This window comes from Bounagaea algeriensis (assembly GCF_054491375.1).
Window position 1 is genome coordinate 2,958,566 of sequence record NZ_CM137102.1, and the last position, 12,791, is coordinate 2,971,356.

The 12,791-nt window shown below is 71.3% G+C and carries 12 protein-coding genes; 6 read left to right on the top strand and 6 right to left on the bottom strand.

The features are described 5' to 3' along the window. Positions 1-8: 8 nt before the first annotated feature. The 3 genes from ACVGV2_RS13335 (at position 9) to ACVGV2_RS13345 (ending at position 1,633) form a co-directional block, all read left to right on the top strand. A complete protein-coding gene (locus ACVGV2_RS13335) occupies positions 9-1,043 on the top strand; it encodes a family 2 encapsulin nanocompartment cargo protein polyprenyl transferase (RefSeq protein ID WP_459162690.1) in 1,035 nt (344 codons plus the stop codon). 4 nt (positions 1,044-1,047) lie between these two features. Continuing rightward, positions 1,048-1,242 carry a hypothetical protein gene (locus tag ACVGV2_RS13340; protein WP_459162691.1) on the top strand — a complete coding sequence of 65 codons (195 nt, stop codon included), beginning with the start codon at positions 1,048-1,050 and terminating at the stop codon, positions 1,240-1,242. Positions 1,243-1,318: 76 nt separating this feature from the next. Next, a complete protein-coding gene (locus tag ACVGV2_RS13345; RefSeq protein WP_459162692.1) occupies positions 1,319-1,633 on the top strand; it encodes a YrhK family protein in 315 nt (104 codons plus the stop codon). A gap of 68 nt (positions 1,634-1,701) precedes the next feature. Here the strand turns inward: ACVGV2_RS13345 and ACVGV2_RS13350 are convergent, their stop codons facing one another. Beyond that, complete coding sequence (locus ACVGV2_RS13350; protein WP_459162693.1) at positions 1,702-2,175, bottom strand: Lrp/AsnC family transcriptional regulator; 474 nt, start codon at positions 2,173-2,175, stop codon at positions 1,702-1,704. Beyond that, positions 2,172-3,329: a M24 family metallopeptidase gene (locus ACVGV2_RS13355; RefSeq protein ID WP_459162694.1), complete on the bottom strand. Its 1,158-nt coding sequence runs from the start codon at positions 3,327-3,329 to the stop codon at positions 2,172-2,174. The genes ACVGV2_RS13350 and ACVGV2_RS13355 overlap by 4 nt, the downstream gene beginning before the upstream one ends. A gap of 84 nt (positions 3,330-3,413) precedes the next feature. Here ACVGV2_RS13355 and ACVGV2_RS13360 point away from each other — a divergent pair, with 84 nt between their 5' ends. Then, a complete protein-coding gene (locus ACVGV2_RS13360; RefSeq protein WP_459162695.1) occupies positions 3,414-4,394 on the top strand; it encodes a 5'-3' exonuclease in 981 nt (326 codons plus the stop codon). Positions 4,395-4,644: 250 nt separating this feature from the next. On the opposite strand, the gene ACVGV2_RS13365 is transcribed toward ACVGV2_RS13360, so the two are convergent. Then, positions 4,645-6,663 (bottom strand): BCCT family transporter, encoded by a 2,019-nt coding sequence (locus ACVGV2_RS13365; RefSeq protein ID WP_459162696.1) that lies wholly within the window; start codon positions 6,661-6,663, stop codon positions 4,645-4,647. A 521-nt stretch (positions 6,664-7,184) separates the two neighbouring features. Here ACVGV2_RS13365 and ACVGV2_RS13370 point away from each other — a divergent pair. Continuing rightward, positions 7,185-7,751 (top strand): TetR/AcrR family transcriptional regulator, encoded by a 567-nt coding sequence (locus tag ACVGV2_RS13370; protein ID WP_459162697.1) that lies wholly within the window; start codon positions 7,185-7,187, stop codon positions 7,749-7,751. Between the two features lie 109 nt (positions 7,752-7,860). Here the strand turns inward: ACVGV2_RS13370 and ACVGV2_RS13375 are convergent, their stop codons facing one another. Together ACVGV2_RS13375 and ACVGV2_RS13380 are read right to left on the bottom strand one after the other, a co-directional pair. Next, the gene (locus ACVGV2_RS13375) at positions 7,861-9,066 is read right to left on the bottom strand and encodes a GNAT family N-acetyltransferase (protein ID WP_459162698.1); all 1,206 of its coding nucleotides are present in this window, start codon (positions 9,064-9,066) and stop codon (positions 7,861-7,863) included. A 52-nt stretch (positions 9,067-9,118) separates the two neighbouring features. Continuing rightward, complete coding sequence (locus tag ACVGV2_RS13380) at positions 9,119-9,535, bottom strand: DUF4333 domain-containing protein (RefSeq protein ID WP_459162699.1); 417 nt, start codon at positions 9,533-9,535, stop codon at positions 9,119-9,121. Positions 9,536-9,553: 18 nt separating this feature from the next. Between ACVGV2_RS13380 and ACVGV2_RS13385 the strand changes: the two genes are divergently transcribed. Beyond that, the gene (locus tag ACVGV2_RS13385) at positions 9,554-9,772 is read left to right on the top strand and encodes a hypothetical protein (protein ID WP_459162700.1); all 219 of its coding nucleotides are present in this window, start codon (positions 9,554-9,556) and stop codon (positions 9,770-9,772) included. A 181-nt stretch (positions 9,773-9,953) separates the two neighbouring features. Here the strand turns inward: ACVGV2_RS13385 and ACVGV2_RS13390 are convergent, their stop codons facing one another. Next, entirely contained in the window at positions 9,954-12,722 is a 2,769-nt protein-coding gene (locus tag ACVGV2_RS13390) for a DEAD/DEAH box helicase (RefSeq protein WP_459162701.1), read from the bottom strand. Between the last annotated feature and the right edge of the window lie 69 nt (positions 12,723-12,791).

Genomic DNA, 12,791 nt, shown 5'->3' on the forward strand with positions numbered 1-12,791 from the left:
AGACCGGTATGACCACCACCGGAGCCAGGCCCGCCGACGTCACCGCGCACGAGGTGCTCGACCGCGGCCGCCAGCTCGTCACCCCCGCGTTGCGCAACGCCGTGGACACGCTGCCCGAAGACATGCGCCACATCGCCGGCTACCACTTCGGTTGGTGGGACGAGCACGGGCGATCCACCGATGCGAACGGGGGCAAAGCACTGCGGGCCACCCTGGTGCTGCTCTCCGCCGAGGCGGCGAGGGCGGAAGCGACGCCAGCCCTGCCCGCCGCGGTGGCCGTGGAACTCGTGCACGGCTTCTCGCTGCTGCACGACGACGTCATCGACCGCGACACCACGCGGCGCCACCGGCCGAGCGCGTGGAGCGTGTTCGGCACCAGCGCGGCCATCCTCGCCGGCGACGCGCTGGTGAGCCTGGCCACCGGGGTGCTCGCCGACAGCGAGCACCCCACCGCGCTGCGCGGCATCCGGGTGCTCAACACCGCAGTGCAGGACCTCATCGAGGGCCAGATCATGGATATCGCCTTCGAACAGCGCAGCGACGTCGACCTGCCCGAATGTCAACGCATGGCCCAGGCGAAGACCGGAACCCTGCTGGCCACCGCGTGCGAGCTCGGCGCCCTGTTCGGCAGCGGCACCTCCGAACAGGCCCAGCACCTGCGCGCGTTCGGCGCGAACCTCGGACTGGCGTTCCAGCACGTCGACGACCTCCTGGGGATCTGGGGCGATCCCGCCGTCACCGGCAAACCCGCCTATTCCGACCTGCACGGCCGCAAGAAGACCCTGCCCGTCGTAGCAGCCCTGCAGTCGCAGACCCCCGCCGGAAGCGAACTGGCCGCGCGGTACGCGCAAGACGCGCTCGAACACGCCGAACTGGTCGAATCCGCCGCACTCGTCGAATCCGCAGGCGGCCGCGCCTGGAGCCGGGCCCAAGCCGACCAGTTGCTCGCCGAGGCGCAGCACCACCTGCACGCAGGCCGCCTCCGCTCGCGAACCGCCGAACTCGACGCGCTGGCACAGCTCATCACCCACCGCGAGCACTGACGTCGTGCGACGCAGACAGCCCGGTGCCCCCGCGGGGCGGTGGGACGCGCTCGCGGGCATGAAGCGGGAGAAGGGCGTCATCGAACGTCGTGTCGTGCTGCCGATCTCGCATCCCGAGCAGGCCGAGCGCCACGGGGTGCTGCCACCGCAGGCCATCACCGAGTTCGAACAGGACATCGACACGTACACGAGGCTGTGACGTGCCAAGTCTCCTACGCTCGGCTCAGCGCGAGAGGGCCCCGAGCGCTCTGGGCCGTCATGGAAGGAGGGAGCTCATGTCCACCTCATCCGCTTCGGGCAAGGGCGGCGGAACCGGAACCGCGGTGTTGCACATCGGGCACGGCGAACTGGTGATCCGCCAGCGCTACGAAGTCGTCAGCATCATCAACGATCTGCTGATCGGAACGTGGTTTCTCATCGGCAGCTTTTTCTTCTTCTCCGAAGCCCTGATGACCGCCGGGACCTGGCTTTTCGTGCTCGGCAGCATCGAAATGCTGATCCGGCCCACGATCCGCTTCGTCCGCCGGGTGCACCTGGCGCGGTTCCACCCGCGCACGCCCGGCACCGCCGACGCCGCCCACGACTTCTAGCAGGACGGCACCGAGCACGGGCCGCTGCTGTGCGAGTTGTGCTCGTGCAGTGGCATCGACGATGCCGTTCAGATGTCGGGCGGGCGGTTCTCGAACGGGGTGGACAGCACCACGGTCGTGCGGGTGGAGACCTTCGCGGCCTCCCGGATCTGGCGCAGCAGCTCCTCCAACCCCTGCGGCGAGGGCACGCGCACCCGCAGGATGTAGGACTCGTCGCCGGCGACCGAATAGCACGACTCGATCTGCGGCAGGTGCCGCAGCCGGTCCGGGTAGTCGTCCGGGGCCGCCGGGTCGGTCGGGGTGAGCGAGATGAACGCCGTCAGCGGCAGACCGATGTGCTCGCCGTCCACTTCGGCCGCGTACCCGCGCAGCGCCCCGCGCTGCTCCAACCGCCGGACGCGCTGGTGCACCGCCGAGACGCTGAGCCCGACCCGCTCGGCGAGATCGGTGAAGCTGCACCGACCGTCGTGGGCCAGTTCCCGCAGGATCGCCCGGTCGGTCGGCTCCAGCTCGCCGGACGCGTGCTGCGTCTTGTCGCTCATGTGTCCAGCACCACCAACTCGTGCGGCTGGTTGTTCACGCTCTCCACACCGTCCTCGGTGACCAGCACGATGTCCTCGATGCGGGCGCCCCAGCCGCCCTGCTGGTAGATGCCCGGTTCGATGCTGAAGGCCATGCCCGGTTCGAGGGCGAGGTCGTTGCCCCCGACGATGTAGGGCTCCTCGTGCACGTCCAACCCGATGCCGTGGCCGGTGCGGTGCACGAAGTGATCACCGAATCCCGCGTCGGCGATCGGCCGGCGGGCGGCCTCGTCGACGGCCTCGGCAGTAGCGCCGGGACGCACCGCCTGCACCGCGGCCCGCTGGGCGGCTTCGAGCACCGCGTAGGTCCCGCGCACGTCCTGCCGCGCGGGCTCGCCGAGCGCGTAGGTGCGCGTGCAGTCCGAGTTGTACCCCTCGGGCGTGGGCCCGCCGATGTCGACGACGACCACGTCGCCGCGTTCGAGCACCCGCTCGGACAGCGCGTGGTGCGGACTGGCCCCGTTCGGCCCGGATCCGACGATGACGAAATCGGCCTCGCGGTGGCCCTCCTCCTCGATCGCCGCGGTGATGGCCGCGCCGGCCTGCGCCTCGGTGCGCCCCGGGCGCAGGAACTCGCCCATGCGCGCGTGCACCCGGTCGATGGCGGCACCGGCGGTGCGCAGGGCTTCCAGCTCAGCTGGGTCCTTGCGCATGCGCAGGTGGCGCAGCACCGGCCCGGCCAGCACCTGCTCGGCCCCCGGCAGCGCCGAGCGCAGCGGCAGGGCGTGCAGTGCGGGCATGCCGTCGGCCACCGCCACCCGCCGCGGGGCGTTGCCGCCGCGGTGCAGCAGATCGGTGACGATGCCGTGCGGATCCTGACCGTCCACCCAGGTCACCATCTCCACGCCGAGCTGCTGGGCGGGCACGTCGGCGTAGCCGAGCTCTTCCAGCTTGGGCACCACCAGCGTCGGCGCGGCCTCGGCACCCGCGGCCGGCAGCACCAGGCAGCTGAGCCGTTCGAACGACTCGCCGGCCGCGCCGAGCAGGTAGCGCAGGTCCGAGCCGGGGGTGATCAGCAGCGCGTCCAGATCGGCGTGCGCGGCGGCCTCGGCCGCCCGGTTCAGGCGCGCCGACAGCGCGCTCGACGAGTTCGGGCTGTTGTGCGTGCTGGCCATGCTCGCCAGCGTAGCCGCAGGCACGCGTCTTCCGAGCACGGGTGCCTCGGCGGCCGCGCGCGTGTCGTGGCACGCTGAGCGGCCATGACAGGTGCGCTGATGCTCGTCGACTCGGCCGGGTTGTGGTTCCGCTCGTACTACGCGCTGCCGGACTCGCTGGCGGCGCCGGACGACACGCCGGTGAACGCGGTGCGCGGGTTCTGCGACATGCTGGGCAAGCTGCTGACCGAGCAGCGCCCGGCGCGTGCGGTGGCCTGCTTGGACAACGACTGGCGGCCCGCCTTCCGCGTGGCGGCGCTGCCCTCGTACAAGGCCCACCGCGTCGCCGAGGAGGTCGCCGAGGAGATTTCCGAGGAGGACACCCGTGCCGAGGAGGTGCCGGACACGCTCAGTCCGCAGATCCCGGTGATTCTCGACGTGCTGGCCGCGGCGGGCATCGCCACCGCCGAGGCCGCGGGCTACGAGGCCGACGACGTGATCGGCACGCTCGCCGAGCGGGAGCGGACCGGGCCCGTCGAAGTGGTCACCGGGGACCGCGACCTGTTCCAGCTGGTGCGCGCCGAACCCTCGCCGGTGCGGGTGCGCTACGTCGGCGCGGGGCTGTCCAAAGCCCAGGACTACGGGCCGGCGGAGCTGGCCGAGCGCTACGGGTTGACCACCGCCCGGGCCGGGGCGGACTACGCGGACATGGCGGTGCTGCGCGGCGACCCCTCCGACGGCCTGCCGGGCGTGGCCGGCATCGGGGAGAAGACCGCGGCGCGGCTGATCACCGAGTTCGGCTCGCTGGAGGCGTTGCTGGCCGCGGCCGGCGAACAGCAACCGGCGGGCGCGGGCAAGAGCGCGCTCACGCCGCGGCTGCGGGCGAAGATCGCCGAGGCCGCCGAGTACCTGGCCGCCGCTCCCCCGGTGGTGCGGGTGGTGCGCGAGACCGACGTGGTCGTCGACCGCGACGACGCGCTGAGGGCGTCCACTGTGGATAACGAGCGCCTCGAGGAGCTCAAGCGGCAGTGGGGGCTGGGCGGCAGCATCGACCGGTTGCGCGAGGCGCTGCACGCCTACGCCTGAGCCGCCACCTCCCGTGCTCCGGACCGCTGCATGATCGGTGCTGGCGGTGAGCGGTCCGCGGACGAGAGCGACCACCACTCGTCCCCGAACAGCTGCGCTCCCAGCGAAAAGGCCTCGTGTTCCCGGACGTTTCCGGGATCGAACCGATCCGGCCCGTGCTGCACGCGGGTTCGCCAGCACCCGTGCGATGCTGGCGAACCCGCGCTGCGCTCATGCGGAGCCCTTTCGTCGATCGGCTGCTCCGACGTCGTCAGCGACCGCCGTCGGAGGCGTACTTCTGCAGGATCCTCTCGGTCTCGTGCTCGGCCCCGGCGGCGGATGCGGTGAACTCCGGGGTGTCGAAGACTTCACCCGCGATGGGGTCCTGGAGCGCGGAATCCCCGTCCCACTCGATGGCGCCGGTTTCCGCGTCCACTGCGGTGGCATGCTCCGGGACGTCGTAGATGGCCAGCACACCGGAATCCGTGCCGTTCGTCGTCGAACCGGACGACCTCTCGGCTGCGGCCGCCTCGAGTCCACCGAGCGCCGCCGAAGCGCGCGGGAGGTCACCGCGGGAGGACGTGCCGTTGCTCTGCGCCTTGAGCAGCTCGCGGAGACCGCGCTGCAGCTCTTCCTCGTCGTCGGCCTGCTCGCGGGCGGTCGAGACGAGCGCTGACGGGCTGGCTTGCGGGCGGATGCGCACGTAGCGGGGCATGGCCGCCGTTTCGCAGCGCAACGTCCGCACCAGTGCGATCACGGCGAGTGCGTAGATGACGGACAGCGGTGCCGCACCGGCGATCGAACTGACCTGCAGCACGGTGAGCGCGGCCTCGCCGCCGGCGAACAGCAGCAGCCCCCCGGCGACGCCGATCATCACCGCCCAGAACAGGCGGGTCACCCGCGGGGTCTCCGTGCGGCCGCCGTGCGAGAGGACGTCGACCACCAGCGAACAGGAGTCCGAGGAGGTGACGAAGAACAGCGTGATCACCAGGATCGCGACCACGGACAGCGCGGCAACAACTCCCCCGCTCACGGGCAGGTTCTCGAAGAACACGAACAGCGAGGTGTCGGTGTCGATGGAACCGTCCGCACCGACCATCGCGCCGCCCCGCAGCTGGTAGAGAACCCCGCTGCTGCCGAAGACGGTGAACCACAGGATCGTGATGACCGTCGGCGCCAGCATGACGCCGAGGATGAACTCGCGGATGGTGCGGCCGCGGGAGATGCGGGCGATGAACATGCCCACGAACGGTGCCCAGCTGAGGAACCAGGCCTGGTTGAACAGGGTCCAGTCCAGTGTCCACCCGTCGCTGGTCCCGGCGCCGGTGACGAACGCCAGCTGCGGTATCGCCTGGACGTACTCGCCGGTGTTCTGCACCACCGACTGCAGCAGGAACACCGTCGGGCCGATCAGCAGCACGCAGACCGCCAGCACGCCTGCCAGCGCCATGTTGGCGTTGGAGAGCCAGCGCAGGCCCTTGTGCAACCCGCTGACCACCGAGAGCGTGCCCACCGCGGTGATCAGCGCGACCAGCCCGACCAGGAGGCCGCTGGAGGGCTCGAACCAGCCGAGGTGGGCCAGCCCCGCCTGGATCTGCAGCGCCCCCTGCCCCAGCGAGGTGGCGACGCCGAAGATCGTGCCGACGATGGCGAAGACGTCGATGGCGTGGCCGACCCAGGATTCGATGAGCCTGCGCCCGAAGATCGGCTCCAGCAGCCACCGGACCGACAGCGGGCGGCCCCGGCGGAACGACATGTAGGCCAGCCCGAGGCCGACGACGGCGTAGATGCCCCAGGCGTGCAAGCCCCAGTGGAACAGGGCCTGTCCGATGGCGTCCCGGCCGGCTTCCGCGGTGCCGGGTTCAACGCCGGCGACCTCCGGCGGGGAGATCAGGTGGTTGAGCGGCTCGGCCACGCCCCAGAAGACCAGGCCGATCCCCATGCCCGCGGACAACAGCATGGCGAACCAGGAGAACCGCGAGAACTCCGGGCGCTCGGCGTCACGACCGAGCCGGATGGTGCCGGCCTTCGACAGCGCCACCCAGAACGCGAAGACCAGCAGCGTCGTCACGACCAGGACGTACCACCAACCGACCGTCTCACCGATGCTGTTTCGCAGGTTCGTGAACGCGGTCGCGGCGTCCGCGCCGTAGGCGGCCCCGTACCACGAGGCGAAGGCCAACGCGGCGATGATGATCACCAGAGCTGGGACGAACACCGGCTTGGAGAGACTGCGCCAGGCTGCTGTCAAGAGATTCGCCTCGCGCTCCGCTTCTGCTCGAGAAGCCACGAATACTCCTATCTCCGGGTGCAAGGTGGCGATCAGTCACACGACGCCGGTCGGCGCGACGAGCCGGTCGGAGCGGCGTCCCGGTGACCAGCGGCCACCGGGACGCCGTCAGCAGCACCGCCAGAACGAGCGGCCTGCCGGCCGCACTGCCGGGCAACGCGTCCCGAACCGCGTGCGGCGAGCGCAGCCGGGCGAGCTAAACGCGTTTTCGCATCCGGACAATGCTGCGCCTCCGGCGCCTCGTCCCGCGTGCAACGGCGTGCGTAGACTGTCGCCGAGCTCGTCATCAGACCAGGAACGAGGGACCGACCAGACGCTCGCGGCGAGCGCAGTAGCGATACGCGCGTTCGGAAACCGGCAAGCCGTGGCGTATCGCGCTGCTGGCATCGACTGCCAGGGCTATCTCGCGAAGGACTCCGAGCGCGCGTCCGAGTCGCCGCGACATGACACCTCCTATACTGGTCTGTGTAAGTGGACCCCAACTTATTTACACAGATCTGTGAAAGTCAAGGTGCTGTGGCGTGGAGCATGGCGGAGCGAACATCCACGATCTGACCCCGAGGGCGCGGCGGATACTCGACGTCTCCTCCGAACTCTTCTACAGCCGCGGCATTCACGCGGTGGGGGTCGACACGATCGCCGCCGAGTCGGGCGTGACCAAGCGCACCCTCTACAACAACTTCGGCTCCAAAGACGCCCTGGTCGCCACCTACCTGAAGAACCGCCACTCGGGATGGTGGCAGGACCTGGAAGAGCGCCTCGCCGCTGCCGAACCACCCCGCGCCCTGACGTTCTTCGACGTCTACGCCGAAGACGCGCGCACCATCACGCGCGGGTGCGCGTTCCTCAACGCGGCGGCCGAACTGTTGGCGGATCACCCCGCCCACGCCATCATCTGCTACCACAAGCGGTCCATCGAAGAGCGGCTCGGCGAACTCATCGCCGAAGACCAGCCCACGGCAGCAGAACCGGAACGCCTGGCCAGGCACCTCTTCCTGCTGCTGGAGGGGGCGTTCGCCCACCACGGCATCCACGGCACGGGGCTGCTGGCCGAGGCGCGCGAGAGCGCCAGGGGTCTGCTCGCGTAGCCGTCCAGCGGAGGTGCAGCGGTTTCCCGGTCGTCCACAGCTGTCGCGCCCCGGGGATCCGACGGTTCACCAGGCGGTGCTGTCACGAACTACCGCTGGAGCACGAGAACTAGAAGCTCGTGCCGCACCAGGGAACTCGACGGGTGCGGAACAAGTAGTCCACAGTGGGCACCGCGTCGGGGTCGTCGACGGTGACGCGCCCCGCATCGGCCATCCGCGTCATCGACTGGTCACCCAAGTAGAGCGCGCCCAGAGTGGACACATCGCACCGCAGCTGCGGAACATCGGCGCACCGGCGGACACCGTCCGGGCCGATCCGGTAGCAGCCGCTGTTGTCCGGCAGGAACGGGTCGTCGATCGCGAGCACCACCGGATCGCCCGACGCGTACGACCGGGCGCGCAGCGCGGTTTCCACATCCACCAGCCGCAGCCACAGGTCGTCGTCGAGGCGGGTGGTGCGGCACTCACGGTGGTCGGTCAACCACCACTCCAGCGGCTCGTCGATCGGGCGCGCCGCCGCGAGCACGACATCGGACAGGTCCACGCCGAGCAGGAAGCTCCACAGGCCGGCCGCGGCGCCGGCCTGCGGAGCCTGGAAGTCGAGCACGCGCAGCGTGGTCTCACCGTTGTCGAACCGGTGATCGGCCGCGGCCGGTTCGTAGGCCGCGAAGCCGTCCGCGGCGCCCGAGTCGTCCCGGTGCACCGCGGTCACCGCGGCCTCGCTCCGGTGGCCGAGCGCGCGGTTCCACCAGGCCGCGGAGCGCTCGATCATGCCGGGGCGCTCGCCTGCGATCCGGCGGTAGGCCTCGGGCAGGACCTTCGCCACCTCGTCCGGCGGCACCAGGTCCACGCGCCCGCCGACCGGGGCGGTGGCGGCCGTGCGCGCGGTGCGCGCATCCACCTGCACGCGACGGCTCCGCGTGGCCAGGCCGTAACCGAAGCGTTCGTAGATCCCGGTTTCCGAAGCGTGCAGCATCGCAACCGGTTCCCCGGCGCGCCGGGCGTCCTCCAGCTGGCGCCGCATCAGTGCGCGCAGCACCCCGCGCCGCGTGCGGTCCGGGCGCACGCCGACCCCGGTGATCGCCGCGGCCGCGAGCGTGCCGCCGGGAACGGTCAGTTCCTCCCGGGTCGACCGCGCGGTGCCGGCCAGCTCCCCGTCGAGGAATCCGCCCAGCACGCGGTCCTGCTCGTGCAGCGGCCGCACGCGCTCCCACTGCGCATCGTTCGGCGCGGCCATGTGCAGCGTCCGCATGAACAGCCCGTTGGCCTCGCGGAAGCGTCGTTCCTCCAGCGCCTGCACCTCGACGTTCGTCACGCGGTCGATCCTGCCCGCAGCGGGCACCGGTGTCCACGACGGGTCCGCGAGCTCACTTCGGATGCCCGACCTCGTAGACCCCGCGCTCGTTCTTGACCGAGATCGTCACCACTCTCGCCTCCCCGCCGATGCGCACCCGGCAGTCGAACCGGCTGCCCGCGGCGACGCGCTGCCCGTCCGGGCAGCGCACCTGCTCGACGTCGCCGATCCGGTAGGAGTCGCGCAGCGTCTGCGCGATCCCCTTCTGCACGCCGGTCGCGTCGAACACCGGGCGGACGAACCAGCCCGGGGTGACGAAGCCCAGCACCGCCACGACGCCCAGCACCACGAGGGCAGCACCGCCGCCCAGCAGCCACGGCAGCCGCCCGCGCCGACGCCGCGGGGGTTCCGGGCCCGGTCCCGCGGGGGCGCCTCCCGGCCCCGCGAAGGCCCCGGGATCCGGGTCCTCCCCGGGCGGGGCGGCCGGCACGGGGCGGTGCTGCGGCGGTTGCCACTGCGGACCCCACTGCGGCGGTTGCTGGGGTTGCGGCGGTTGTTGGGGGTGCGGCGGTTGCTGATGCGGCGGTTGCTGATGCGGCGGGGGCTGTCCCTGCGGCACCGGCTGCTGCTGCGCGGGCTGCTGCCCGGATCCGGGCTGCTGCGGTGGGTACTGCTGGGGGTACGGCTGCTGCGGATAGGACTGCTGGGCCGGAGACTGCTGCGGTGACCGGGACGGCGGTCCACCCTGCCAGACCGGCTGCCCGGAAGGCGGGCCGTACGGGCTGGACATGCTGCACCTCCGGATGCTCGCTGGAGCTCGCCCGACCGCGTCACGCGCGCGGAGACGTCGGCGCGGCACGCGACGCGGAGGTGATCAAACCACACCGGCAGCAGCGGGCACCGGCCGGTCACACCGATCCGGCGGCCACGACGCCGCGGCGCACCGCGTTGACCGCGTACCGCGCCTTCTCCCCGACCGGATCCTCGGTACCGCAGACCACGCGGATCTGGTCCAGCAGGTCCACCACCTGCCGGCACCACCGCACGAAGTCGCCGGCGGAGAGCTCGCCCGCCTCGTCGGTGAGCACCGTCTCCAGCTCGGCACCGCTGGCCCAGGCGTACACAGCAGTGGCGAAGCCCGCATCGGGTTCCCGGGTGCGCTCGATCTTGTGCCGCTGCTCGTCCTCCTCCAGCTGCGCCCACACCCGGTAGGTCGCCTGCAGCGCGTCGTGCACGGCGTTGTTCGGCGGCCGCGGGGCGCTCACCGCCTCCCGCCGCGACTCGTACACCAACGCGGAGACCACCGAGGCCAGCTCGGCCGGGTCCAGCCCGTTCCACACGCCCTCGCGCAGGCACTCGGCGGCCAGCAGGTCCGATTCGCTGTACAGCCGCGCGAGCCGCCTGCCGTGCGGCGTGACCGGCTCCTCGACCTCGTCCGGGCGCACGTAGTCCCGCTCGGACAGCAGCCCGAGGATCCGGTCGAACGAACGTGCCAGCGAATGCGTCGTGGCCGAGACCTTCCGGCGCAGCTGCTCGGTCTCCTGGTTCAGCCGGTCGTAGCGCTCCGCCCACCGGGCGTGCGTTTCCCGCTCGGGACAGCCGTGGCACGGATGCGCCCGCATCCGCCGCCGCAAGTCCTGCAACTCCTCGTCGTCGGTGGCCTCCGACTTGCGCCGCCGGTTGCGCTTGGCCGGCGCGACGATGCCCGACTCGCGCAACGTGCCGGCCACGTTGCGCTTGGCCTTCGGCGAGCGGGTGTCGACGAACTTCGGCACCGTGATCCGCCCCAGCGCCTCCACCGGAGCGGGGAAGTCGGCGACGTTGAGCCTGCCGGCCCACCGGTCCTCGGTGACCACGAGCGGACGCGGCTCCTGCATGCTGTCCACACCCGGATCGAGCACCACGGCCAGACCGGACCGGCGGCCGGAGCGCACCTCGATGACATCGCCCTTGCGCAGCTTCTCCAGCGACTTCGCCGTCTCCGCGCGGTCGTCGGCCCGCTTGCGCTTGGCCAACTGCTTCTCGCGCTCGTTGATGCGCTTGCGCAGCTGGAAGTACTCGTCGAAGTCGCCTTGCTCGCAGTGCATGGACTCGGCGTAGCCGCTGAGCGCCTCGGCGTTGCGCTCGACCTTGCGCGACTGGCCCACCACCGAGCGGTCCGCCTGGTATTGGGCGAAGGACTGCTCGAGCAGGTCCCGCGCCGCCTGGCGGCCCACGCGGCCGATCAGGTTGACGGCCATGTTGTAGCCGGGGCGGAACGACGAACGCAGCGGGTAGGTCCGCGTCGAGGCCAGTCCGGCGACGTGCTTCGGGTCGACACCGGGCTGCCAGAGCACGACGGCGTGGCCTTCCACGTCGATGCCGCGCCGCCCGGCACGGCCGGTCAGCTGGGTGTACTCGCCCGGGCTGAGATCCACGTGCGCCTCGCCGTTGAACTTGACCAGGCGTTCCAGCACGACGGTCTTGGCGGGCATGTTGATGCCCAGCGCCAGGGTTTCGGTGGCGAAGACCGCCTTGACCAGACCGCGGACGAACAGCTCCTCCACGGTCTCCTTGAACGCGGGCAGCAGCCCGGCGTGGTGTGCGGCCACACCGCGTTCGAGGGCCTCGCGCCACTCCCAGTAGCCGAGGACTTCCAGGTCCGCCTCCGGCAGCGACGAGGTGTACTCGTCGATGACCTCGCGGATCTCGTCGATCTCCTCCCGCGTGGTCAACCGCAGCCCGGAGCGCACGCACTGCGACACGGCCGCGTCGCAGCCGGCGCGGCTGAAGATGAACACGATCGCGGGCAGCAGTTCCCGGTCGTGCAGCCGCCGCAGCACGTCCACCCGCGACGGCGGCTGGAACCGGCGCGGGCGGGGCTTGCGGTACTTGTCCGGCGGGCCGCCCCGGCCGCGCTGGGGTGTGTGCGCGCGGACGAGCTCCTGCGTGTGCCGCAGCAGCTTCGGGTTGACGCGCAGCTCGTGGTCACCCTTCTCCCCGGCGAACAGGTCGAACATCCGGCCGCCGACGAGCACGTGCTGCCACAGCGGCACCGGGCGGTGCTCGTCGACGACGACCGTGGTCTCCCCGCGCACCTCCTGCAGCCACTCGCCGAACTCCTCGGCGTTGCTGACCGTGGCCGACAGGCTCGCCACGCGCACGTACTCGGGCAGGTGCAGGATGACCTCTTCCCACACGGCCCCGCGGAAACGGTCGGCGAGGTAGTGCACCTCGTCCATGACCACGTAGCCGAGCAGGTCCAGGCTGTGCGAGCCGGCGTAGAGCATGTTGCGCAGGACCTCGGTGGTCATCACGACCACCTGGGCCTCGCCGTTTATCGACGTGTCGCCGGTGAGCAGCCCGACCGCGTCCTCGCCGTAGCGTTCGCACAGGTCGGTGTACTTCTGGTTGGACAGCGCCTTGATCGGGGTGGTGTAGAAGCACTTGCGCCCCTCGCTCAGCGCCAGGTGCACGGCGAACTCACCGACGACGGTCTTGCCCGCGCCGGTGGGCGCGCACACCAGCACGCCCCGACCGTCCTCCAAACCCTGGCAGGCGGTGCGCTGGAAGGGGTCGAACGGGAAGGACATCTCCCCGGCGAACTCGGCGAGCCGCGGATGGCTCTGGCGCGTGCGGTGCGCCGCGTACGCCTCGGCCGGGGAGGGTTCATCGCTAACAGTACGGCGGCTTGCCACGTCCCCCAGGCTTTCATATCCGCGCGGACCGCGTCGCACCTGCTGGGCTGCGCAGCACGCCCCCCGCGC